General features: G+C 54.1%; 23 protein-coding genes, 2 pseudogenes and 1 riboswitch. Of the genes and pseudogenes, 15 read left to right on the top strand and 10 right to left on the bottom strand.

Translation table 11 applies throughout. The features are described from left to right. Together WG891_RS20920 and WG891_RS20915 are read left to right on the top strand one after the other, a co-directional pair. Positions 1-957, top strand: a complete 957-nt coding sequence (locus tag WG891_RS20920) for an AEC family transporter (RefSeq protein WP_337264585.1) — start codon at positions 1-3, stop codon at positions 955-957. A gap of 16 nt (positions 958-973) precedes the next feature. Then, a complete protein-coding gene (locus tag WG891_RS20915) occupies positions 974-1,195 on the top strand; it encodes a zinc ribbon domain-containing protein (protein WP_076942767.1) in 222 nt (73 codons plus the stop codon). Positions 1,196-1,206: 11 nt separating this feature from the next. Here the strand turns inward: WG891_RS20915 and WG891_RS20910 are convergent, their stop codons facing one another. Further along, positions 1,207-2,289 (bottom strand): LacI family DNA-binding transcriptional regulator, encoded by a 1,083-nt coding sequence (locus tag WG891_RS20910; RefSeq protein ID WP_337264584.1) that lies wholly within the window; start codon positions 2,287-2,289, stop codon positions 1,207-1,209. Between the two features lie 350 nt (positions 2,290-2,639). On the opposite strand from WG891_RS20910, the gene WG891_RS20905 reads away from it, so the two are divergent. The 3 genes from WG891_RS20905 to WG891_RS20895 all read left to right on the top strand — a co-directional run bounded on the left by WG891_RS20905 (position 2,640) and on the right by WG891_RS20895 (position 7,053). Continuing rightward, positions 2,640-3,944, top strand: a complete 1,305-nt coding sequence (locus WG891_RS20905; RefSeq protein ID WP_337264583.1) for an MFS transporter — start codon at positions 2,640-2,642, stop codon at positions 3,942-3,944. An 11-nt stretch (positions 3,945-3,955) separates the two neighbouring features. After that, the gene (locus WG891_RS20900; RefSeq protein ID WP_337264582.1) at positions 3,956-6,322 is read left to right on the top strand and encodes a glycoside hydrolase family 31 protein; all 2,367 of its coding nucleotides are present in this window, start codon (positions 3,956-3,958) and stop codon (positions 6,320-6,322) included. A 254-nt stretch (positions 6,323-6,576) separates the two neighbouring features. Then, complete coding sequence (locus tag WG891_RS20895) at positions 6,577-7,053, top strand: RidA family protein (RefSeq protein WP_337264581.1); 477 nt, start codon at positions 6,577-6,579, stop codon at positions 7,051-7,053. A 72-nt stretch (positions 7,054-7,125) separates the two neighbouring features. On the opposite strand, the gene xseA is transcribed toward WG891_RS20895, so the two are convergent. Beyond that, positions 7,126-8,505, bottom strand: a complete 1,380-nt coding sequence (xseA, locus tag WG891_RS20890) for an exodeoxyribonuclease VII large subunit (protein ID WP_337264580.1) — start codon at positions 8,503-8,505, stop codon at positions 7,126-7,128. A gap of 169 nt (positions 8,506-8,674) precedes the next feature. On the opposite strand from xseA, the gene guaB reads away from it, so the two are divergent. The 3 genes from guaB to WG891_RS20875 all read left to right on the top strand — a co-directional run bounded on the left by guaB (position 8,675) and on the right by WG891_RS20875 (position 12,484). Beyond that, positions 8,675-10,138 (top strand): IMP dehydrogenase, encoded by a 1,464-nt coding sequence (gene guaB, locus WG891_RS20885; RefSeq protein ID WP_076942773.1) that lies wholly within the window; start codon positions 8,675-8,677, stop codon positions 10,136-10,138. Between the two features lie 100 nt (positions 10,139-10,238). Beyond that, positions 10,239-11,816: a glutamine-hydrolyzing GMP synthase gene (gene guaA, locus WG891_RS20880; protein ID WP_156294489.1), complete on the top strand. Its 1,578-nt coding sequence runs from the start codon at positions 10,239-10,241 to the stop codon at positions 11,814-11,816. A 398-nt stretch (positions 11,817-12,214) separates the two neighbouring features. Further along, on the top strand, positions 12,215-12,484 hold the full coding sequence (locus WG891_RS20875) for a ribbon-helix-helix domain-containing protein (protein ID WP_337264611.1): 270 nt from the start codon (positions 12,215-12,217) through the stop codon (positions 12,482-12,484). Between the two features lie 35 nt (positions 12,485-12,519). Here WG891_RS20875 and WG891_RS20870 read toward each other — a convergent pair. Beyond that, positions 12,520-12,723, bottom strand: a pseudogene (locus WG891_RS20870) (type II toxin-antitoxin system HipA family toxin); the annotation flags it as partial. Then, positions 12,716-13,033 (bottom strand): helix-turn-helix domain-containing protein, encoded by a 318-nt coding sequence (locus WG891_RS20865; RefSeq protein ID WP_443006287.1) that lies wholly within the window; start codon positions 13,031-13,033, stop codon positions 12,716-12,718. The pseudogene WG891_RS20870 and the gene WG891_RS20865, both read right to left, overlap by 8 nt. A 357-nt stretch (positions 13,034-13,390) precedes the next feature. On the opposite strand from WG891_RS20865, the gene WG891_RS20860 reads away from it, so the two are divergent. Genes WG891_RS20860 through WG891_RS20850 form a run of 3 tightly spaced genes read left to right on the top strand, consistent with a single transcriptional unit; the run spans position 13,391 to position 15,157 of the window. Next, entirely contained in the window at positions 13,391-14,536 is a 1,146-nt protein-coding gene (locus WG891_RS20860) for a transglutaminase-like domain-containing protein (RefSeq protein ID WP_337264579.1), read from the top strand. Further along, positions 14,508-14,870 (top strand): mercuric transporter MerT family protein, encoded by a 363-nt coding sequence (locus tag WG891_RS20855; protein ID WP_337264578.1) that lies wholly within the window; start codon positions 14,508-14,510, stop codon positions 14,868-14,870. Before WG891_RS20860 ends, WG891_RS20855 begins: the two co-directional genes overlap by 29 nt. Further along, the gene (locus tag WG891_RS20850; protein ID WP_337264577.1) at positions 14,867-15,157 is read left to right on the top strand and encodes a heavy-metal-associated domain-containing protein; all 291 of its coding nucleotides are present in this window, start codon (positions 14,867-14,869) and stop codon (positions 15,155-15,157) included. Before WG891_RS20855 ends, WG891_RS20850 begins: the two co-directional genes overlap by 4 nt. A 56-nt stretch (positions 15,158-15,213) precedes the next feature. On the opposite strand, the gene WG891_RS20845 is transcribed toward WG891_RS20850, so the two are convergent. From WG891_RS20845 to WG891_RS20830, 4 genes are all read right to left on the bottom strand, one after another. Beyond that, complete coding sequence (locus WG891_RS20845) at positions 15,214-15,636, bottom strand: GNAT family N-acetyltransferase (RefSeq protein ID WP_337264576.1); 423 nt, start codon at positions 15,634-15,636, stop codon at positions 15,214-15,216. 222 nt (positions 15,637-15,858) lie between these two features. After that, positions 15,859-16,512, bottom strand: a complete 654-nt coding sequence (locus tag WG891_RS20840; RefSeq protein ID WP_337264575.1) for a DUF1571 domain-containing protein — start codon at positions 16,510-16,512, stop codon at positions 15,859-15,861. Positions 16,513-16,673: 161 nt separating this feature from the next. Continuing rightward, entirely contained in the window at positions 16,674-17,207 is a 534-nt protein-coding gene (locus tag WG891_RS20835) for a redoxin domain-containing protein (protein WP_337264574.1), read from the bottom strand. Positions 17,208-17,305: 98 nt separating this feature from the next. Next, positions 17,306-17,545, bottom strand: coding sequence for a thioredoxin family protein (locus WG891_RS20830; protein WP_337264573.1), 240 nt, complete (start codon positions 17,543-17,545; stop codon positions 17,306-17,308). A gap of 178 nt (positions 17,546-17,723) precedes the next feature. Between WG891_RS20830 and WG891_RS20825 the strand changes: the two genes are divergently transcribed. From WG891_RS20825 to thiD, 4 genes are all read left to right on the top strand, one after another. Then, entirely contained in the window at positions 17,724-18,299 is a 576-nt protein-coding gene (locus WG891_RS20825) for a MarR family winged helix-turn-helix transcriptional regulator (RefSeq protein ID WP_337264572.1), read from the top strand. Between the two features lie 97 nt (positions 18,300-18,396). Beyond that, a complete protein-coding gene (locus WG891_RS20820; RefSeq protein WP_337264571.1) occupies positions 18,397-18,645 on the top strand; it encodes a hypothetical protein in 249 nt (82 codons plus the stop codon). Between the two features lie 125 nt (positions 18,646-18,770). Next, a riboswitch (TPP riboswitch) is annotated at positions 18,771-18,867 on the top strand. Between the two features lie 34 nt (positions 18,868-18,901). Further along, on the top strand, positions 18,902-19,696 hold the full coding sequence (gene thiM, locus WG891_RS20815; RefSeq protein WP_337264570.1) for a hydroxyethylthiazole kinase: 795 nt from the start codon (positions 18,902-18,904) through the stop codon (positions 19,694-19,696). Continuing rightward, positions 19,693-20,493: a bifunctional hydroxymethylpyrimidine kinase/phosphomethylpyrimidine kinase gene (gene thiD / locus WG891_RS20810; RefSeq protein WP_337264569.1), complete on the top strand. Its 801-nt coding sequence runs from the start codon at positions 19,693-19,695 to the stop codon at positions 20,491-20,493. Before thiM ends, thiD begins: the two co-directional genes overlap by 4 nt. 33 nt (positions 20,494-20,526) lie before the next feature. Here the strand turns inward: thiD and gutQ are convergent. Together gutQ and srlR are read right to left on the bottom strand one after the other, a co-directional pair. Beyond that, positions 20,527-21,497 (bottom strand): annotated as a pseudogene (gene gutQ, locus WG891_RS20805) (arabinose-5-phosphate isomerase GutQ). Then, positions 21,490-22,263, bottom strand: coding sequence for a glucitol operon DNA-binding transcriptional repressor SrlR (gene srlR / locus WG891_RS20800; RefSeq protein ID WP_337264568.1), 774 nt, complete (start codon positions 22,261-22,263; stop codon positions 21,490-21,492). The pseudogene gutQ and the gene srlR overlap by 8 nt, the downstream one beginning before the upstream one ends. Between the last annotated feature and the right edge of the window lie 22 nt (positions 22,264-22,285).

The following is a 22,285-nucleotide window of genomic DNA, read 5'->3' as shown; positions in this document are numbered from 1 at the left end:
ATGTCCTGGGAAACCTGGAGTTTTGCATTTAACGTCACCGTCCCGAATTTGCTGATGATGCTGTTGGGGATCGTGCTGCGCCACACGCGGTTGATGGACGATCGTTTTATCGACGGTGCCAGCAAGCTGGTGTTCAACCTGGCTCTGCCCTGCCTGCTGTTTTTCAGCATTGCCACTAATCATCCGCAGTTGCGCGATAACTTTCCGCTGGTGATTTACGGTGCCTTGGGCACTCTTGCCACTTTCCTGCTGCTGGAAGTGGCTGCGAAGTGGCTGGTGAAAGACCCCCGTGAGCGCGGCGTGTTTGTGCAGGGGGGCTTTCGTGCCAATACCGCGATCGTCGGTTTGGCTTATGCCATGACTGCCTATGGCGATGAGGGGGTGGCCATCGCCTCGCTATACCTGACCGTTACGGTGCTCCTGTTTAATGTGCTATCGGTGATTACCCTGACGCGCAGCCTGCAAGGTGGGCAGGGCAGGCAGATCAAGCGTTTGTCGCTGTTGCGCAGTATCGTTACCAATCCACTGATTATTGGCTTGCTGAGCGGCTTGGCCTATGCACAAACCGGGCTGGGTATTCCGCAGGTGTTTAAGCAAACCGGCAGCTATATTTCCGGGCTTTCGTTGCCATTGGCGTTATTGTGTACCGGTGCCAGCCTCGATTTACGGGCCATGTTCCGTTCGTCCAACGTCGCCGCGCTGGCGTCATCCGCCAAGTTGTTTCTGGTGCCGATGTTGATGACATTCGGCGGATGGTTATTTGGCTTTCACGGCGCGGCGCTGGGGATTATCTTCCTGTTCTCGGCAACGCCGACGGCATCGGGCAGCTATGTCATGACCCGCGCAATGGGGGGGAATGCCACGCTGGCGGCTAATATCATTGCCATCACCACCGTAGGCTCATTTTTTACCACCGTGCTGGGGATTTATCTCCTGCGCTCGTGGGGTGTGATTTAACCTGAAGGAAAGAAAGATGGAAGCACTCTGCCCTCGCTGTACCCAGCCTATGAACTGGGTGAATGGTCACTATCACTGCGATAGCTGTAACGGTGATTATCGGCAGCTTGCCGCGTGCCCCGACTGCGGGCAACCACTGCAAGAGTTGAAAGCCTGCGGCGCAGTGGATTACCTGTGCCAAAACGGCCATGGGCTGATCTCTAAAAAGCGCGTCAGATTCAGTTATCAGCCGCTTTAAGCACAGGCGGCTTACACATCATACAGGCGGTGATCGTGGGTACTGACCGCCGGTGTTACCTTGTTGGGGCTGAGGCGTTTAACCGAAGCCCGCGCCACCAGGCGCCCGCACAGCAGCATATTGCACGGTGGCGCGTCCGGCCGCAGCATACGGCGCTGTAACAGCCCAATAGCTTCTATGCCTAACTCATCGCGCGGTACATGCACCGAGGTGAGTGGCACATCATGGATTTCCGCCAGATTAAAGCCGTCGGTACTCATCACCGAAATATCCCCCGGTACGCTGAGCTGCAGTTTTTTAAGGGCGTTCACTGCGCCAACGGCCATATAGTCGCCGCCGAGCAGGATGGCGCTTGGCAAGCGTGCCCGATCGTCAATGTTGCTGATAAAGGTGGTGAGTGCTTGCTCTGCCTCTTGGCTGCCAAAACCTGAGGTGGTGATCAGGTGTTGGCCATCGTCGAAGGGAATATTATGCCGAATATACGCCTGCCGGATGCCCGCCAAACGCAGCTCCATGGTATTACGGCGCAGGCATTGCAGATTCAGGATGCGGCTGTGGCCTTGTTCGAACAGATAGTTGGCTGAGTGCTCACCAATCAACTGATGATCGGGGGAAACGCTGTCAAGCCGCATCTGGCGATCCGTGCAGTTAATCAGCACGCAGGGTTTGTTGAGATCGGCCGCCAGCGTATGGATATGCTCGTCATCAATGCCGATGATCAGCGCCGCTTCGGTTTGCGGATCGCTCATTTTTTCCATAAACAGCGCGCTGTCACTGTGAATTTCTTCCAGCCCGCAATAGCGGATCCGCACTTCATGCTGCGCCAGGGCGGCGGTGATCCCCTGAATGACCTTATAGTAGAAGATATCGGTACGTACGTCGAAGGCGCGCTGGGGGGCAAATATCATCACATTGTTCAGCATCAGCCTGCCGCTGGAAAGCCCCTGTAAGATCCCGTTCTGCTGCGCGCATTCCAGCACCCGTTGCCGTGCTGCTTTGCTGGTGTTGGCTTTTCCTGCCAGCACGCGGGAAACGGTACTGATAGAAAGGCCGGTTTGGCGGGCGATTTCCTGTATTTTTAGCTTTCCGTTCATTCTGTGATCTCCTTCAAATTCGTTTGTGAGAATATTTTCACAGCATTTTTTGGCTTATGAACGGCTTCCAACTGCCATAGTAGTGATATTTTAACTTTATCATGAAAATTTTTGCAAAAAACGCCATTTCGCTCCCTCGTTTCACTGGTTAGTCTGCTCTGGTACACCAATTTTATCGATTTATCAGGCCAATTCGCTGGGCTGGATTACAAGTAAAACAAATTAAATCATAGGGTTGTAAAAACAGTGACGTTATATTTGTGAGTATCATCACAAGAATTCGCTGTTAACACCTCCGATAGCAAAATGTGCTCTACCAAAAAGGTGCATTGTCACCACGGAGATTCGAGATGAGCGTAGAAATCGAACAAACCGCTGTTCGCAGCGGCCGCAAATTTAAGTCGTTACGCTGGTGGATGCTGGCGTTGTTCCTGTTGGGGGTGACAGTTAACTACATCACCCGTAACTCGTTGGGTATTCTGGCACCGGAACTGAAAACCAGCCTCAACATGACCACCGAGCAATATTCCTGGGTGGTAGCCTCATTCCAATTGGCTTACACCGTATTCCAGCCGATCTGCGGTTGGCTGATTGACGTCATCGGCCTGAAAATGGGCTTCCTGATCTGTGCCAGTATCTGGGCGGTGGTTTGTATGCTGCACGCCGGAGCGGGCAGTTGGCTGCAACTGGCGATCCTGCGCTTTTTTATGGGGGGCGCGGAAGCTGCTGCGACACCGGCCAATGCCAAAGCCATTTCTGACTGGTTCCCAAAAAAGGAACGGCCGATTGCCGCCGGTTGGGCTGGAGTAGGCTTCTCGATCGGTGCGATGCTGGCACCACCGATCATCGTCATTGCACACGTTTCCTTTGGCTGGCAGGGAGCGTTCCTGTTCTCCGGCGCATTGGCGCTGGTGTGGGTCGTGTTGTGGTGGGCGTTTTACTATTCACCGGAGAAACACCCGAATCTGAGCCAGAAAGAATTTGATTTGATTAACGAGGATAACGAGCCGGTGCTGCCAAAGCTGCCGTTCTTCAAATCGCTGGCAATCCTGTGCAAAAACAAAAAGTTCTACGGTATCGCCATTCCGGCGTTTCTGGCTGAACCGGCCTGGGCGGTATTCAGTTTCTGGGTTCCACTTTATCTCGCCACCGAACGCGGGATGGATCTCAAGCAGATCGCCATGTTTGCCTGGCTGCCGTTCCTGGCTGCGGATATCGGTAGCGTTGCCAGTGGTTATCTCACCACGCTGTATCGCAAATGGTTTGGCTGTTCGCGGGTGAACTCGGTGGTCGCCAGCTCGGTTACCGGGGCTTTCATGATGGTGTCGCTGGCGTTTGTGGCGATCACCAAAGATCCTTATATCGCCATCGCGCTGATCTCCGTTGGTGGCTTTGGTCACCAGGTGATCTCCTGCATGTTGAGCGCTTTGGTGGTGGAATCTTTCGATAAAAACCAGGTGGCGACGGTTAACGGCATGCGTGGCTCCAGCGCCTGGATCGCCAGCTTCCTGTTTACGCTGCTGATCGGTGCGGTTTCCGACACCGTTGGCTTCAACCCGCTGTTCGTTGCCATGGGCTTCTTTGATTTGATCGGTGCCATGTTCCTGATTGGCCTGATTGCCGAGCGCGGTAAGAAACCTTCACCTACTGTTTAAGCTGGATACTTATGAAAACGTTAAAAAATTGGACGTTGGCGGGGCAATATGCCGATCACATTGAGTTGCTGGTGGATGAACGGCACCTGTTCTGCCTCTACGTCTTGGAAAATTCACTGTTCCGCGTGCTGATTAAGCGCCATGGTGAGCTGGCATTGAACCGCACCTGGAGTATTGCCCCGGAAGGGGACGTTCCTTGGGAAGGGCGGGATCGCCTCAGCGTGGCCGGTTTTGGTTTGCCCGGTTACCAACTGCAGCGCAACGGTGAAACCTTAACGCTGGCCACCGCGCAGTTGCGGGTGACGGTGCACCAACCGCTGTGGTTGGAATGGGAATATTGTGACGCAGAGGGTGAATGGCAGCCGTTGGCGGCGGATCGCCCCACCAGCGCTTATCTGCTCAACGCACATGGTGACGGGGTGGCGCATTATCAGCGCCGCTATGCCGCTGAGCGCTACTATGGTTTAGGTGAGAAGACCGGCGATCTGGAGCGCAGTGGCCGCCGTTTTGAGATGCGTAACCTGGATGCGATGGGGTATAACGCCGCCAGCACCGATCCGCTCTACAAGCATATTCCGTTTACCATTACGCGCCGGGCAGACGTCAGCTTTGGGCTGTTTTATGACAACCTGAGCAGCTGTTGGCTGGATCTCGGCAATGAGATCGACAACTATCATCTGGCCTACCGCCGCTATCAGGCAGAGGCGGGCGATCTGGATTACTATCTGTTCCTCGGCCCGAAAGTGCTGGATGTCACCAAGGCTTTCGTGCGCCTGACCGGTAAAACGCATTTCGGGCCGAAATGGAGCCTCGGCTACAGCGGTTCTACCATGCACTACACCGACGCACCGGATGCGCAGCAGCAGTTGCAGCAGTTTATCCAACTGTGCAAACAGCACGATATTCCCTGCGATTCGTTCCAGCTCTCGTCGGGTTACACCTCGATTGGCAACAAGCGTTATGTGTTCAACTGGAACTACGACAAGGTGCCGCAGCCTAAACAGCTCAGTAAAGCCTTCCACGATGCTGGGCTGAAGCTGGCGGCGAATATCAAACCTTGCCTGTTGCAGGATCACCCACAGTATCAGCAGGTGGCAGAGCAAGGGTTGTTTATCCGTGATTCGGAAAGCAACAGCCCGGAGCGCTCGAGTTTCTGGGACGATGAGGGTTCACACCTCGATTTCACCAACCCGGCCACGGTGCGCTGGTGGCAGCAGGGCGTTACCGAGCAACTGCTGAATATGGGCATCGATGCTACCTGGAATGATAACAACGAATATGAAGTCTGGGACGGCGAGGCGCGCTGCCACGGTTTTGGCCAGCCGATAGCCATCAAGCATATCCGCCCGGTGATGCCATTGCTGATGATGCGCGCTTCGTTGGAGGCACAGCAGCGGTTTGCGCCGCATCTGCGTCCTTATCTGATCTCCCGTTCCGGCTGCGCGGGAATGCAGCGCTATGTACAAACCTGGAGCGGTGATAACCGCACCAACTGGCAAACCCTGCGTTACAACACCCGCATGGGATTGGGCATGAGCCTGTCGGGGCTGTTTAACGTCGGGCATGACGTCGGCGGTTTTTCCGGTGATAAACCGGATGCCGAGCTGTTTGTGCGCTGGGTGCAGAACGGTGTGATGCATCCACGCTTTACGATTCATTCATGGAACGACGACGCCACCGTTAATGAACCCTGGATGTATCCGGCCGCCACGCCGATGATTCGTGAGGCAATCAATCTGCGTTATCGCCTGATGCCTTACTTCTACACCCTGCTGTGGCAGGCGAGCACCGACGATGAGCCAATGCTACGGCCAACCTTCCTCGATCACGAGCATGATGAGCGCACCTGGCGGGAAACCGATGATTTCCTGATTGGCCGCGATCTGCTGGTGGCCAGCGTGGTGGAGCAGGGGCAGCGTCAGCGTGAGGTTTATCTGCCGGACAACGGCGATGGCTGGTACTGCTTCTACAGCGGCCAATGGTTCAGCGGCGGCCAGACCATTGTAGTGGATGCGCCACTGGAGCGCCTGCCGCTGCTGGTGCGCGCCGGTGCAGCACTGCCGCTATCGCAACGTCTGGGCCATGTGGATATTGCTGCAGACGATCGTCGGGAATTACAATTATTCCCTACCAAAGGCTGTGGGCGTTCCGCAGGGATGCTGTTTGAAGACGACGGTGAAAGCTACGGTTGGCAGCAGGATAACGCGCTGTGGCTGCTGTGGCAGGCGGTGAGCGACAACGCGCGTATTGAGCTGACCATCACCACCGAAGGGCATTTTAAACCGGCCTGGCAAACGCTGGATATCACGCTGCCGGCGGGCGAAACCCGTGAACTGTGGGTGAATGGGGTGCGTAGCGATGTTTATGCGTTAAATTAAGGGCTATTCCAAACGATTTACGATCACGATCGTAATGGAACCGATCCCCAAGGGCGTATTCCATGCTGCTCTTGGGGATAATTTTTTGTATTCGATTTTAATATTGCCGACGGCGTGATCCTCTCTGATATATTCTCTGCCAACGTACTGTTATGTCCTCTTTTATAAGAAACTGTATCTATATCTCTCCCAGTGAAAAAATTAACGTGTTTAACTTCCACAATAAGCAACGATATTAATCATAAAGAGAGAAAATGATGACCAAATATATCTCAATGGCTCTGGTGGCGATTTTTATGTCTGGCAGCGCACCTGCAATAGCAAAAGATAAATCTCAACGCAGTGAAAATAACATTACCTTTTTTGATTCAGGCAAGTTTAGCGGGTTGCCTTTCTCTGATGCGGTTAAGGTCGGCAACCTGTTGTTTCTCTCCGGGGAAATTGCGTCAGAAAGGCAGCCGGATAATAGCTTTAAAGTTATTCCGGGGGGGATTAAAGCCGAAACGCAAAGAATTTTTGAAAATATCAGAGTATCGCTGAATGAAAAAGGGTATGACATGAAGGATATTATCAAGTGCACGGTAATGTTAGCTGATATGTCGGAGTGGGCCGAGTTTAACGAAGTCTATCAAACCTTTTTTAGCAAACCCTATCCTGCACGCAGCGCATTTGGCGTGAGCGGTTTGGCATTAGGCGCTAAGGCCGAAGTAGAGTGTATTGCTGCCAAATAAATGTAAATCTCATTGTGGCTGTATCTGCTAAAGAGCGGGATACAGCCTGGTTTCACTGCGGCAAGATTATGGTCACTCTTCAACCGCACGCTTCTTGCGCGGTTTCTTTGCTACGGTGATGGTTTTCACCTCGCTTTCCACCCAGCCATCCTGCAGGCGGGTTTTCAGCATTTCCCCGACTTGCGCCTGCTTGGTGGTTTTCAACAGCTCGCCACGCGGCGTTTGTGTCACGCTATAGCCGCGCGCCAAGGTAGCTAATGGGCTAACGGCTTCCAACTGGCTGCAAGCCACGCCAAAACGCTGACGATAGCCGTTGAGCTGCCGTTCCAGCCCTTGTTGCAAGCGGTATTCCTGCTGCTGAAGGCGCTGCTGTAAACGGTGGATCCGGCCCATGGGCTGCATTTGCGCCAACTGCTGCTGAGCGCGTTCACTGCGGCGGGCCGCCAGCCGCAGGCGCTGCTGCATGCCTTCTTCCAGGCGGCGCTGTAGCTTGAACAGCAGCGTTTGCTGCCGCGCCAGACGAAGATGTGGGTGCTGTTGCTGCAAACGGTGATTGATGCGGGTGAACTGTTGTTGCCGCTGGGCCAGATAATAGTCCATCGCCATTTCCAGCCGTTGCTGCTGCGACTGCAACTGGCGCAACAGCTCAAGCTGATTACGGCTGATCAACTCGGCGGCGGCGGAAGGCGTTGGTGCGCGCAGGTCAGCGACAAAGTCGGCGATGGTGACGTCGGTTTCATGGCCGACGGCGCTGACGATCGGTATATGGCTGGCGAAAATCGCCCGCGCCACGCGTTCGTCGTTAAAGCTCCACAGGTCCTCCAGCGAACCCCCGCCGCGGCCAACGATCAACACATCACACTCATCACGGCGGTTAGCGGTCTCAATGGCGCGCACGATCTGTAACGGCGCTTCTGCACCCTGCACGGAAGTGGGATAAATCACGATCGGCAAAGAGGGATCGCGCCGTTGCAATACCTGCAGAATATCATGCAGCGCAGCGCCGCTGGCGGAAGTGATCACCCCGACGCATTTGGCCGGGCTAGGGAGCGGTTGCTTGAACTGTTGATCGAATAACCCTTCTGCCGCCAGGCGCTGTTTCAACTGTTCGAACTGCTGTTGCAGCAGGCCGTCACCGGCAGGTTGCATGCTTTCAGCAATCAGCTGATAGTCGCCACGCGGTTCATACAGAGTGATGCTGGCACGCACCAATACCTGCTGGCCGTTCTGTGGGCGGAAAGTGGTGCGGCGGTTGCTGTTGCGGAACATCGCACAGCGCACCTGCGCACGGTCATCCTTTAGCGTGAAATACCAGTGGCCGGAAGAGGGTTGGGAAAAGTTGGAGATCTCGGCAGAGAGCCAAATCTGCCCCATTTCCATTTCCAACAGCTGTCGGACCGTCTGATTCAGGCGGCTTACGGTAAAAATGGACGGTGAAGTAGGTAGCGACATGTGACCCAGATCAAATTCTAAAACAACCACTTAATTGGTCGATATTACAGCGCCGTAACAAGTAATCAAGAGTTTTTGTGAGAAAGTGCTGGAGGCAACCGATTACGCTCTGTATAATGCCACGGCAATATTTTATCTTTTCTGCATCCACCTTGGTGAGATATTGCCCATGCTACGTATCGCTAAAGAAGCTCTGACGTTTGACGACGTTCTCCTCGTTCCAGCTCACTCCACTGTTCTGCCTAATACTGCAGATCTCGGCACCCAACTGACCAAAACTATCCGCCTGAATATTCCTATGCTGTCCGCAGCCATGGATACCGTAACCGAATCCGGCCTGGCGATTGCGCTGGCGCAGGAAGGCGGCTTGGGCTTCATTCACAAAAACATGTCTATCGAGCGCCAGGCGGAAGAAGTTCGCAGGGTGAAAAAGCATGAAAGCGGCGTGGTCACGGATCCACAAACCGTCACGCCTTGCACCACGCTGGCCGAAGTCAAGGAACTGACCGCCCGTAACGGTTTTGCCGGTTACCCGGTGGTGGCCGAAGGCAACGAACTGGTGGGGATTATTACCGGCCGTGACGTGCGCTTCGTTACCGATCTGAACCAGCCGGTCACTGCGGTGATGACGCCGAAAGAGCGCCTGGTTACCGTCAAGGAAGGCGAAGCGCGTGAAGTTGTGCTGCAAAAAATGCACGAAAAACGCGTTGAGAAAGCGCTGGTGGTGGATGATAGCTTCCATCTGATCGGCATGATCACGGTAAAAGATTTCCAGAAAGCAGAACGTAAGCCCAACGCCTGTAAAGACGAACACGGTCGCCTGCGCGTTGGTGCGGCGGTGGGGGCGGGTGCTGGTAATGAAGAGCGCGTTGATGCGCTGGTGGCTGCCGGTGTTGACGTGCTGCTGATCGACTCCTCACACGGCCATTCCGAAGGTGTGTTGCAGCGCATTCGTGAAACCCGTGCCAAATACCCGGATCTGCAAATTGTGGGGGGCAACGTGGCCACCGCAGCCGGTGCCAAAGCCTTGATGGAAGCTGGCGTGAGCGCGGTGAAAGTGGGCATCGGCCCTGGTTCTATCTGTACCACCCGTATCGTGACCGGCGTGGGTGTACCGCAGATCACCGCGATTGCCGATGCGGTTGAAGCGCTGGAAGGCACCGGCATTCCGGTGATTGCCGACGGTGGCATCCGCTTCTCGGGTGATATCGCCAAAGCCATTGCTGCGGGTGCATCCTGCGTGATGGTGGGTTCGATGCTGGCCGGGACGGAAGAGTCTCCGGGCGAAATCGAGCTGTATCAGGGCCGTTCGTTCAAATCTTATCGCGGTATGGGATCTTTGGGCGCGATGTCCAAAGGCTCTTCTGACCGTTACTTCCAGACCGATAACGCCGCTGATAAACTGGTGCCCGAAGGTATTGAAGGCCGCGTGGCGTATAAAGGCATGCTGAAAGCCATTGTGCACCAGCAGATGGGCGGCCTGCGCTCCTGCATGGGGTTGACCGGTTGTGGTACGATCGACGAACTGCGTACCAAAGCTGAATTTGTGCGCATCAGCAGTGCCGGTATTCAAGAAAGCCACGTGCATGACGTGACCATCACTAAAGAGTCACCAAACTACCGTATGGGCTAATGTTTTGTTCTCTCCCCGAGGGGAGATGAGTGGGTGAAGGGAACGCCTTCACCCCAATACATTTTTTGCATTTTTTCTCTGTTGCTGGAATTTGCCTCACATGTCAAAAAATATTCATAAGCACCGTATCCTCATTCTGGATTTCGGTTCGCAATATACCCAACTGGTTGCCCGCCGCGTGCGTGAGATCGGCGTTTACTGCGAACTGTGGGCCTGGGACGTCAGCGAAGAGCAGATCCGTGAATTCAATCCAAGCGGCATCATTCTTTCCGGTGGCCCGGAAAGCACCACCGAACAGAACAGCCCGCGCGCGCCGGAATACGTATTCACTGCCGGTGTACCGGTATTGGGCGTGTGCTACGGCATGCAGACCATGGCGATGCAGTTGGGGGGCCATGTTCAAGGCTCTAACGAACGTGAGTTCGGCTATGCACAGGTGGAAGTGGCCCGCGAAAGCGCGCTGATTCGCGGCATTGAAGACGCCATCAGCCCAGCGGGCAAACCGCTGCTGGACGTGTGGATGAGCCACGGTGACAAAGTGACCGCCATCCCGGCCGATTTCGTCACCGTTGCCAGCACCGATACCTGCCCGTTTGCCATTATGGCTAACGAAGAGAAACGCTTCTACGGCGTGCAGTTCCACCCGGAAGTGACTCACACCCGCCAGGGCCAGCGTATGCTGGAGCGCTTTGTGCTGGATATCTGTGGTTGCGAAGCCCTGTGGACGCCAGCCACCATCATCGAAGACGCCGTTGAGCGCATTCGTGAGCAGGTGGGTGAAGACCATGTGATCCTCGGCCTGTCCGGCGGTGTGGATTCATCCGTGACCGCGATGCTGCTGCACCGCGCGATCGGCAAGCGCCTGACCTGCGTGTTTGTAGACAATGGCCTGCTGCGCCTGAACGAAGCCGATCAGGTGCTGGAGATGTTCGGCGATCATTTCGGCTTGAATATTGTGCATGTTCCGGCAGAGAACCGCTTCCTGAGCGCGCTGGCGGGGGTTGATGAGCCAGAAGCCAAGCGTAAAATCATCGGCCGCGTGTTTGTTGAAGTGTTCGATGAAGAAGCCTGCAAGCAGAGCGAAGTGAAGTGGTTGGCGCAGGGTACCATTTACCCGGATGTGATCGAATCTGCCGCTTCCGCTACCGGTAAAGCGCACGTGATCAAATCGCACCACAACGTGGGTGGCCTGCCGAAAGAGATGAAGCTGGGCCTGGTTGAGCCGCTGAAAGAGCTGTTCAAAGACGAAGTGCGCAAGATTGGCCTGGAACTGGGCCTGCCTTACGACATGCTGTACCGCCACCCGTTCCCAGGGCCAGGTTTGGGCGTGCGCGTGCTGGGCGAAGTGAAGAAAGAGTACTGCGACCTGCTGCGCCGCGCCGATGCCATCTTCATCGAAGAACTGCACAAAGCGGACCTGTACAACAAGGTCAGCCAGGCGTTCACGGTATTCTTGCCGGTGCGTTCCGTCGGTGTGATGGGCGATGGCCGTAAATACGATTGGGTGGTTTCACTGCGTGCGGTAGAAACTATCGACTTTATGACCGCGCATTGGGCGCACCTGCCGTATGAGTTCCTCGGCCGCGTGTCCAACCGCATCATCAACGAAGTGAACGGCATTTCCCGCGTGGTTTATGATATCAGCGGTAAGCCACCGGCGACGATTGAGTGGGAATGATTTCGCGTCTGGCAACAGCCTGTACGTAAAAGCAGTAAAACACCTCTAAGCCCGCGTAACTGCGGGCTTTTTTGTTGTGCACAGAAAACCTCCAGCTAGGCTGGAGGCTCTGTAAAGCTTTCAGGTTTGAGCCAGTTATAAAAAACCCTTTTGATTTGTTAAAACAGTTTGCGGTCTGACAACTGCAAATATTCAACAAGAAATCAAAAGGGATACCGCTTACCACTCCGCAACAACGGACCGTACTCGATGAGGCGCACCAGTTGGCCGGGGCTGGTTCGTTGATCCCTGCGCATAAAACCTACATCCAGCAACACCATAACTTATCTGTGGTGTCGTGGACTTTGGAGTGAACCGAGAGTAGGATTAAATAATACTCACAGCAAAGAAGGTGCATGATGCGAACCACACAACAGTTAAGCATTACGCTGCCAAACGAAATGGCTGAAGCTATCAAAGCCAAGGTGAAGACCGGCGAATATGCAACAGAGAGTGAAGTGATCCGCGATGGCTTACGCACGCTACTGGCGCGGGACAAGGCTGTAGACAACTGGCTGCATGACCAGGTGGGGCAAGCTTACGACGCATTGCAGGCCGATCCGTCTCGTGCCATCACTCTTGACGCAGTGCGTGCGCGTCTTGCCGCCGAGCATGCCAAGAAAAAATGAGCTATCGCCTTGTCTTCGCGCCGGAAGCCGAGGAGCAACTGGTGGGGGGAACCGCGACGCAGCTGAGTTCCTTCCAGCGGCAGGGTGTAGGACGATAACTCCAAGCCCCTTTGCCTTGCCTCATTGCTGTACTCAAACATAATCTGCGGCCGGCCGGTGAGGGCCGTCGTAGACATCAGCGTACCCCAGAGCCACCGTTCACCCCAGCCTTCGTAGTAGACGTTCACTTGCTCAAGCATTATTGGGCTTCCTCTTGCTACGGTGACGATTGGCGCTGTTTTCGTAGCGGCGAATGTCTTCGAGGCTCTCTAGCTTAGGCAGGAACAGACCTTCGAGCTCCTTGGTTCGGCCAAGAACCATCGCCACGCGAACCACGTTCTCGAGGCCGACATTACGTCCGGCTTCCAGATTGGACACGGTATTGGTGCCGATGCCAGCGCGGCCAGCCACATCCGCTTGAGTCATCTGCTGCGCCAACCGTTCAGTACGCAAGCGCTCGCAAAGTTGTTTGACAATCTCACTCGGCTTTTTGAAGCTTAAATCCAACATATTGTGAAAACCTATCAAATAAAGCGAGTTAGTACCCAAAATTATAGAATTAACGAGAAATCCGGGCAAGCTTAGTTATTCCCTTAAATGATGTTTTAAGCTCAAAAAAGTCATTTAAACCCCAATTTATTGGATTTAAATGGGGGCGATAGGCTGATGCTTCCTATTAAGTGGGCTTTTAGTGATTCTTGATATCTCTCCACTTTCTCCCATGGCGCTTACCGTATATTCCTTGTTAAATCCTGATGCCAGCTTGGGCGTAAGCCGGTTGTTTTGTACTGCCAGGATGCGTACTATCTTCCCTCGCCGGCGGCGGTGGGCAAGGCTTTGGTGTTATCTGACAATAAAGGAGATGTGATGGAAAGGCGTAATTTTCTCAAGGGTGCTGCTGCGTTATCTTCTTTTGGCCTGATAAGCCCCGCCTGGTCAGAGTCGCGTAACGCTGGCACTCCGGCGGCAACCTGCGTGGACAGAAGAAGACGCTTTCTGATGACGCAGACTTATCAACTGAAAGCGCCAGCAGGTTCCGAAGGTAAGGCCAATCTGTGGATCCCGGTACCGGAAGATACCGCCTTTCAGCAACTGAAGCACATCTCTTTCTCTGGCAACTATCAGCAGGCTTATCTGACGGCCAACAACCGTTACGCGGCCAAAACGTTGTTCGCCAACTGGCCGGATTCAAAAGGCCCGATGGAAGTAAAAGTGGAAATGCTGATTGAAACCCTGGACTGGGAACCGTTGAAGAACAATCAACTGTCCGCATGGCATCTTCCTGACACCGATCTGGTGTTCCCGGCGGAAATACAGCCCTATCTCAACGCTACGCCCCATATCCCGGTGGATGGGTTGGTGAAAGAAACGGCGCTGAAGATTATCGGCAGCGAGAAATCACCTCTGCAGCAGGCGCGGTTAATCCATGATTGGGTAAGAACCCATATGCATCGCGACGATTCGGTCATTGGCTGTGGCAGCGGCGACGTGGGCCAAATTCTTAAAACCGGCAACCTGGGCGGGAAATGTACCGACATCAACTCTGTTTTTGTTGCGCTGTGCCGTGCCAGTGGGATCCCGGCGCGCGAGATGTTTGGGATTCGCCTGGGGGCCAGCCGCAAGCTCGGCAACTATTCGAAGAAGGCGTTCGGTAGCGCAGACGAACAGGGTGTGGCGAAAATCAGCGGCGGGCAGCACTGCAGGGCCATGTTCTGGCTGGCAGGGTTTGGTTGGGTGCCAGCCGATCCGGCCGATGTGACTAAAATGCGTCTGGCAGAGAAAAAAGAAAACGGCGATCCGGCAGTCGAGGCCGTTAGTGATTACCTGTTCGGCAACTGGGAAATGAACTGGGTGGGCTTTAACTATGCCCGCGACTTTGCGCTTTCACCGGTGGCGGAACAGGGCGATCTCAATAACTTTGGTTATCCCTATGCTGAAGTGGATGGCGATCCGTTGAACTTCTACGATCCGGCTGAATTTAGCTATGACTACGTCTCTGTCGAACAGCCTTAAGGGCAGCGTGGTGACGCTGCTGGCGGCCCTGCTTGCCGCCGCTGCATCCACGCTTTGCTGCCTCGGCCCGCTGCTCTATCTGGTGTTCGGCATTTCGGCTGCCGGGTTGACGGGGATCCCGGCGCTCTCCTGGCTGCAACTGCCGATGATCTTTCTCTCTGTCGGCTTGATGCTGAGAGGGTTCTGGCGGCTTTATCTCTCGCCACGTCCCGTCTGCGTGAATGTCGTCAGCCGCCGGGCCTTGATCTGGCTTTATTGGTTATCGGTGCCGCTGCTTTTGGCCTTGATGACCTACCCGTATGTATTACCCTCGTTGTGGGAGTGGATGGAATGAAAAAGGGCATTTTTCTGATGCTGGCTCTGGTGTTAATGGCACCGCAGGTATGGGCGGAAAACAAGAGGGTCACTATCGATATCAAAGACATGACCTGTTCGCTGTGCGTTATTTCCATCAATAAAGCGCTGCGTGCTACAGACGGCGTGATTAAGGCCAAAGCCTCCCTGAAAACGCATCAGGCAGATGTGATTGTGCCAGAAGGCTTTGATAATCAGACATTGCTCACGGCGATTTCCCGTACCGGGTATACCGGTGAAATCCAGGGCGTGGCTTCAGCGCCATAGTTTATTCTGCCTATTTTATCCCGGTACTTGCTGGTTATGGGTTTTTCAGTGGCCGCTTATTTTGGAAAATACAGCAGGTAATAGTCTTCATCGCCATCGCAACCCGTCGTAATATTCTGCCAGCCGTGCTTGTGGTAAAACGCCAGCGCCTTTTGATTTTTCACCAGGCATTTTAACGATCCGGCAGAGGTAAAGGTGCGTTCAGCCGTATGCAGCAGTGTGCTGCCAACGCCCTGTGGCGGCAAATACGGATCGACATACAGATGGTGAATGAAGTTGTCGGCGCGATAAATTGCTACAAACCCCAGTAACTTCCCAGCCTCTTCAGCAACCCATATTTCTTCCCCTCGCGTTGCGCGATCGAAATCTTCCAACTGGTAATGACGTGTGTCGCGCCAGGTAAATGCCGATCGGCGTGCGGCCAAGTACAAAACGCGCAGAAATAGTCGATCTGTCTCCTGGTATGGCCTTATCTGCATAATGTTTCCTTTGGGAGGGTGATATTTATCAACGCATTTATGCCGATGGTTCCACCTCAACGCAGGTGCCTAATTTATGTGCCAGCCTTCCGGCATTTCAATAACCTGCACCAACTTGGCCTGGTATCGGGATGATAAAGAACACCCCATAGCTCCTGCAAGGGAGACTTGATTCGCCAGACGGTGGAAAGTTGATACTCAGCCATGCCATCAAACTCTGTATCAAGGGGTAAAGAAATTATCGGGAAATTGGATGTTGAATACGATGGCATCCATAAAAACGCTTTCTATAACATGGCCATCAATACCATAACTCACGACTTTGATGGGAAAATGGTGGCTATTCTCCAACCAGAGTTCAGACCGGTGAACATCACTGACGGTAAAACCTGCAGGGCCATTGACTGATACATGCAACACGGGTTGCCCCTGTAAGATTTCTTTACCAACGATGGTGGTTTCACCTCCTTGTTGCAGGCTGCGGATATTGCGCAGTAATGTACCAACATCTGATTGGTCCACCCGGTGGCCGTTCTGATCGCGTATTAAAGAGTTTGCTGGTGAAAGGTTAAGCACAGGGAGTTGATGCAGGCCGAATGGCCACAGGCGGACAGTGCTGCTCGTTGGGTTATAAACCAGCACCGCACCCGGGTGCGGCTCAGTAAAATCCATCCGCACATACCCCGGTTTGCGATAACTGTATCGAATCACATTATTTTCACCCAGAGCTGATTTAGAAATGATCTTAACCTGATAAGACTCAATATATTCAAAATGTTGCTGGGCAAGAATGATAGGGTCCGCGCTGCTTTCGTTTGACGGTGGCAGGAAGGTGGCCGCGTTTGTGCTAGCAACACAAACGCGGGGAATTGGCATCAATAGGGTTGCTAGTAACAATATTGATCGAGTTCGTTTAATGATAGTCTTCCCCTATACTGAATAAGCAGATAGTAAGAGCCATGTCCCGAGTCTTTAACTTAAATTGTGTAATTTCTTGTTGTTGATATGTTCTTTCTGACAACGGAAACTGAACTATTCTAAATTGAGCATTGTTTATCACTGCACCCCGCTATCGCGTTTTTCTCATGTACTGGCAGTGATTCATTCAGTAGCGCACCAATTTCAGCCCCTACTATAAGGTCGCTGACTTCTCCAAAATATTGCTGTCGTAAATATCCTTGCCGATCAATTAATGTCAGCGTAGGGGTACCGCGCATAGAATATGTCTGCATGGTTTGGGGTATATGACTTTCCAGAGACGGCATATCCACTCCGACGGGGAAGGGAATGCGGTATTCAGCCAGAAAGGATTGCAGTGCAAGTGGCGTCATCACTTTATGATGTTCAAACACCGTATGAAGCCCGATAACAGCAATTTCATCCTGTGGGAAAGTTGCGTAAATGCGTGCAGCTTGTGGCAAACCGTGCGCCACACAGCCGGGACACAGCATCTGAAATGACTCCATAACGATGACTTTACCGCGCAGAGACTCCAAGGTGACAGGTTCTACAGTATTAAACCAGCAAGCTATGCTTAATTCGGGCGCGCGTGGATAACGAATCTCATTCATACTAAACTCCAGAGCCTCCTGATAGCACGGGAGGCTCTCATAACACCAACATTCGGGATGACAGGTATTATCAGTACCTGTCGTTTACTCTGTTGCCTTCAAAGCAGATCGTCAATGGAAGCACCAAAATTGATGTGTAACGGAACACCGCCATCAAGAACCAGTGCAGGCACAGATTTTACCCCTGCAGATACAGCATCTTGAATGCGCACTTTGTCTTCTCCCAGATGGACGATTTCGACAGCGTATTGTGCAGGGTCCAGTGCCAGAGCGATTTGTTGCTCTGCGTCTATGCATACTGGACAACCTGCGTGAAAGAAAATGGCCTTTTTACTCATAATCGCTTCTCTCTATGATTTAATGGTATCGATTCGATACAACTTAATCATAAAGAGGAACGGATGTGTTGTCAAGATGGTTTTGAATCGATACGATACGCTGAGTGGGTCACATCTTCGTTGTCTAAAATTTTCAACTCATCCAGCATAATTCCTCAATGAACAGGAAACGGGTTATATGACACTTTTTGATATTATAGAACGCTTGGTAAACTTGCAGATGAGGGCTATTTATTCTCATCCGCAGCTCAAAGGTTTACCTGCGACCTGGGTCCAAATCCTTTACTACCTATCGCAATGCAACGATTATTCCAATACACCGATCGCAACGGCAGAATACCTTGGTCTGACAAAAGGCACGGTATCTCAGTCTCTGAACAAGCTGGAAAGCGAGGGATGGTTGAGGAAGGAAAACGACGGTAAAGATAAACGGGTAGTACATCTTGTGCTGACGCCAAACGCAAAAGAAATTATGCGCGGTGTTATTGAGGAAAATCAGCTAGATACACGTAATTTCCTATCGTTTCCAGAAGAGAAGCTTAAATCGGGCTTTCTAGGATTGTTGCGCCATCTTCAGGCAAGCAAAGATGTGAGGATGTTTGGCGAATGCCGCTTTTGTCGTTTCCACCAAGAGCAAAATGGCCGCCCCTGGTGTGGTCTGGTAGGCGAATTTATCCCACAGGAGAGCGTTATATTAATTTGTCGCGAATTTGAAGAACCCAAAGGGACTCTGTCGAGTTGCCAGCAACAATGATATTGATTCGGTTGTCGTAAGCGCGGGTGCACTCGATCTTTGGCAAGTAGATAAGGGGCTAGTTACTACCGATAATGATACTACTCCAGCAGGGGCGATGACATCGCTCGGGATGAGCAGTTCGTCCCTAGAGATCGGCGGCGAAATCCAGTTGAACGGTGCCTCCCTGACCGCAGCCAACGCCACGGCGGCTGACGCCAGTGTTTACGCGGGCAATATCACCGGCAGTGGTGCGTTTATCAAGAGCGGCTTGGGCAACCCTGGCTTGTATGTCGATAGCTGGGCGCAATCAGTCCAGAAAGATATCGGCAGCAACTTGGGTTCACACAATAAACCTGTCCAGTAAAACATCCGTATCTCCCTTTATCTGGGCTATACCAGGCTCTTCTTCTAAATGGGTTTACAGCCCCCTGGCTTGGCGATTATCCTGAACAGGCGTTGGTGGCGTAGCCAACAAAAATATGATGATTTTTCAATGACTCGGGGTGCCCTTCTTTGTGAAGGCTGAGAAATACCCGTACCACCTGATCTGGATAATGCCAGCGTAGGGAAGTCTCGGTATCCAACCGGTACCCGCCTTCTGAACGCCGGTTGGGAGCAATATGTTCACTCGATCTGATGTGTTACCCGGCCACCGTGCCGTCGCCTGTTTTCACCAATTTAAGCAACGTTCCCCTCTGATTCATTGCCTGACTAACGAAGTGGTGCAGGAGCTGACTGCCAATGTCCTGCTGGCCGTGGGCGCTTCTCCGGCGATGGTGGTTGAGCCTGCCGAGGCGGCACAGTTCAGCCGTTTAGCGGATGCGTTGCTGATCAATATCGGCACGCTGCACAGCGCGCGGGCCGAGTCGATGTTGGCCGCTATCGCGGCCGCTAATCAGGCAGAAAAGCCGTGGACGTTGGATCCGGTGGCGGTGGGCGGCCTGGATTATCGCACCGAATTTGCCCAGCGGCTGCTCCGGCTGCGACCTGCGGCAATTCGTGGTAACGCGTCGGAGATTATGGCGCTGAGCGGTCTGCAGGCCAGCGGTCGTGGCGTCGACAGCCACGATGATTCGCTGGCGGCCTTGCCAGCCGCACGCGAACTGGCGCGCAGTAGTGGTGCGATTGTCGCCGTGACTGGAGTGGTGGATTACATCACCGACGGTGAACGTGCTTGCGCCGTAACCGGTGGCGATATTCTGATGACGCGGGTGGTGGGCACCGGTTGTGCGCTGTCTGCGGTCGTGGCTGCCTTTTGCAGCCTGCCGGGCGATCGGTTGGATAACGTAGCCACTGCCTGCCGCGTGATGTCGTTATGCGGTGAACGGGCGGTGGCGCGCTGCAGCGGCCCTGGCAGTTTTACCCCGGCGTTTCTCGATGCACTTTATCAACTGGCCCCGGAGGAGCTGCAATGAAACGTATCAATGCGTTGACCATTGCGGGCACCGATCCGAGCGGGGGCGCAGGGATTCAGGCCGATCTGAAGGCATTTTCGGCATTAGGAGCCTATGGCACTAGCGTGATCACCGCCTTGGTGGCGCAAAACACCCGTGGGGTACAGTCGGTGTACCACATCGATCCGGCTTTTGTTGCCGCCCAGCTTGATTCCGTGCTCAGCGATGTGCGGATCGACAGCGCCAAGATCGGCATGCTGGCGAATGCGGATATCGTCATGGCGGTGGCGGAACGTCTGCGCCACTATCCACTGCCGCATGTGGTGCTTGATACGGTGATGCTGGCTAAAAGCGGCGATCCGCTGCTGGCTCCCGTGGCCGTCGAATCCATCCGCCGTGAACTGCTGCCGCTGGTTTCCGTGATCACGCCAAATCTGCCGGAGGCGGCGGCACTGCTGGCTTGCGCACCGGCCGAGAATGAACGGCAAATGCGTGAGCAGGGGCAGGCATTGCTGGCGATGGGGTGCCAGGCGGTGCTGATGAAAGGGGGGCATTTGAGTGAAGAAGAAAGCCCGGACTGGCTGTTCACCGCCGATCTGGAGCAGCGTTTCACTGCGCCGCGTGTGGCAACCCGCCACACCCATGGCACCGGTTGCACACTTTCAGCGGCGCTGGCGGCGTTGCGCCCGCGCCATGAAAACTGGGTTGAAACGGTGGCAGCGGCCAAAGCTTATCTGCAACAAGCCTTGCAGCAGGCGGACAGCCTTGAGGTAGGCCAGGGTATCGGGCCCGTGCACCATTTTCATGCCTGGTGGTGAGTAGGCCTGGCGCGGGAACGCCCGGCACAGAGATCAGCCGATCCCGGCCTGATGCAGATCGTGCAGGTTGAGTGCCCCGACCAACACGCCGCTAAGGTTAACGACCGGGGCTGCGCTGATGTGCTGTTCGTGCAATGCTTCCAGGGCTTCGCCGGCACGCCATTGCTCCGGCAAGCGATAGCCGGGGCGGGTGATCGCAGGGCTCAGGGCATCGTTGAGGCTGTTGCCTTCACCAGCCAGCGGCGCAGGTCGCCGTCGGTAAATACGCCCACCACTTTTTGCTGGGCATCGCACACCGCGACCAGGCCAAGGCCGGTGCGGCTCAGCTCTAGCATCGCTTCCATCACGTTGGCGCTTTCTGCAACCACTGGCAGGCGATCGCCGGTGCGCATCAGATGGTGTACGCGATTGAGCAGGCGCGCACCCAAACTGCCCCCTGGATGAGAGCGGGCAAAGTCTTCGGCGTTGAAACCACGCTGACGCATCAGCGCCATCGCCAGTGCATCGCCCATCATCAGGGTGTTGACCGCGCTGGAGGTAGGGGCTAATCCCATCGGGCAGGCTTCATGCTCCACGCTGATATCCAGGGTACAGGCTGCAGCCAGAGCCAGCGGTGACTCTTTGCCACCGGTAATGGCGATCACCGGGATTTGGCTTTCTGCCAGCAGCGGCAGGATCAGATCCAGCTCTTTGGCACGGCCGGAATAAGAGATAAAGATCACCACATCTTCGGTACCGATCATGCCCAGATCGCCATGCAGCGCTTCGGCTGGGTGGACAAAGAACGATGGCGTACCGGTGCTGGCCAACGATGCGGCAATCTTTTTGCCGATATGGCCGGATTTGCCGATGCCGGAAACCACCGCTTTACCCTGGCAGTTCAGCAGCAATTCACAGGCGCGAACAAAGTTATCGTCCAGCCGGGTCAGCAGGCGCTGCGCTTCTGCCAGTTCAATCTCCAGGGTTTCGCGGGCAAAGTTGAGCAGGGCAGTAGCGTTACTCATCGGAGTCTCCTACCAGAATGATATTGATGCCTTTTGCCTCTAGCGCGGCGAGGTAATCCGGGTTGATGCCTTTATCGGTGATCAGCGTATCCACCACGCTCAGGTCGCACACCACGTTCGGGCTTTTGCGGCCAAATTTTGAGGAGTCGACCAGTAGCACAATGCGGCTGGCGGCTTCGCACATCGCTTTGCTGACGTTGTGCACTTCATTGAAGGTGGTGACTCCCGCGTTGAGATCGACACCGTCGGCACCGATAAACAGTTTATCAAAGCTGAACTGGTGGAACGCCGATTCGGCCAGGCTGCCGTGAAACGACGCCGATTTTTTACGGTAGGTGCCGCCGGGCATCAGGATGGTCTGATCGTTATCCAATTCCACCAGCGCATTGACGATATGCAGGCTATTGGTCATTACGGTGATGTTATTGAACTGCGCCAGATGGGGTACCATCTGCAATACGGTGCTGCCCGCATCGAAGATCAGCGAATCACCATCGTCAATCAGCTTGATGGCGGCGTAGGCGATCTGGCGTTTCTTTTCGGTATTGATATGGGTTTTGCGATCGATGGGTTGATCGCCATCGTCACGGCTGAGCACCACACCGCCGTAAGTGCGGATCACTTCGCCTTCTTCTTCCAGCAGAGTGAGGTCTTTACGGATGGTGGTGCCGGTAGTGGAAAAATGTTCTGCCAGGGCGTCCACTGCCGTTTTGCCATGTCGCTGCAAATATTCGAGGATGGCGGCTTGCCGTTGTTTTGGTTTCATAGCGATTCCTGTTCACAAGAGT

The organism is Serratia sp. MMO-28, assembly GCF_037199905.1.
GTDB classification, from domain to species: Bacteria; Pseudomonadota; Gammaproteobacteria; order Enterobacterales; family Enterobacteriaceae; genus Chania; species Chania oryzae.
This window is presented reverse-complemented; position numbering and strand designations above follow the sequence as displayed.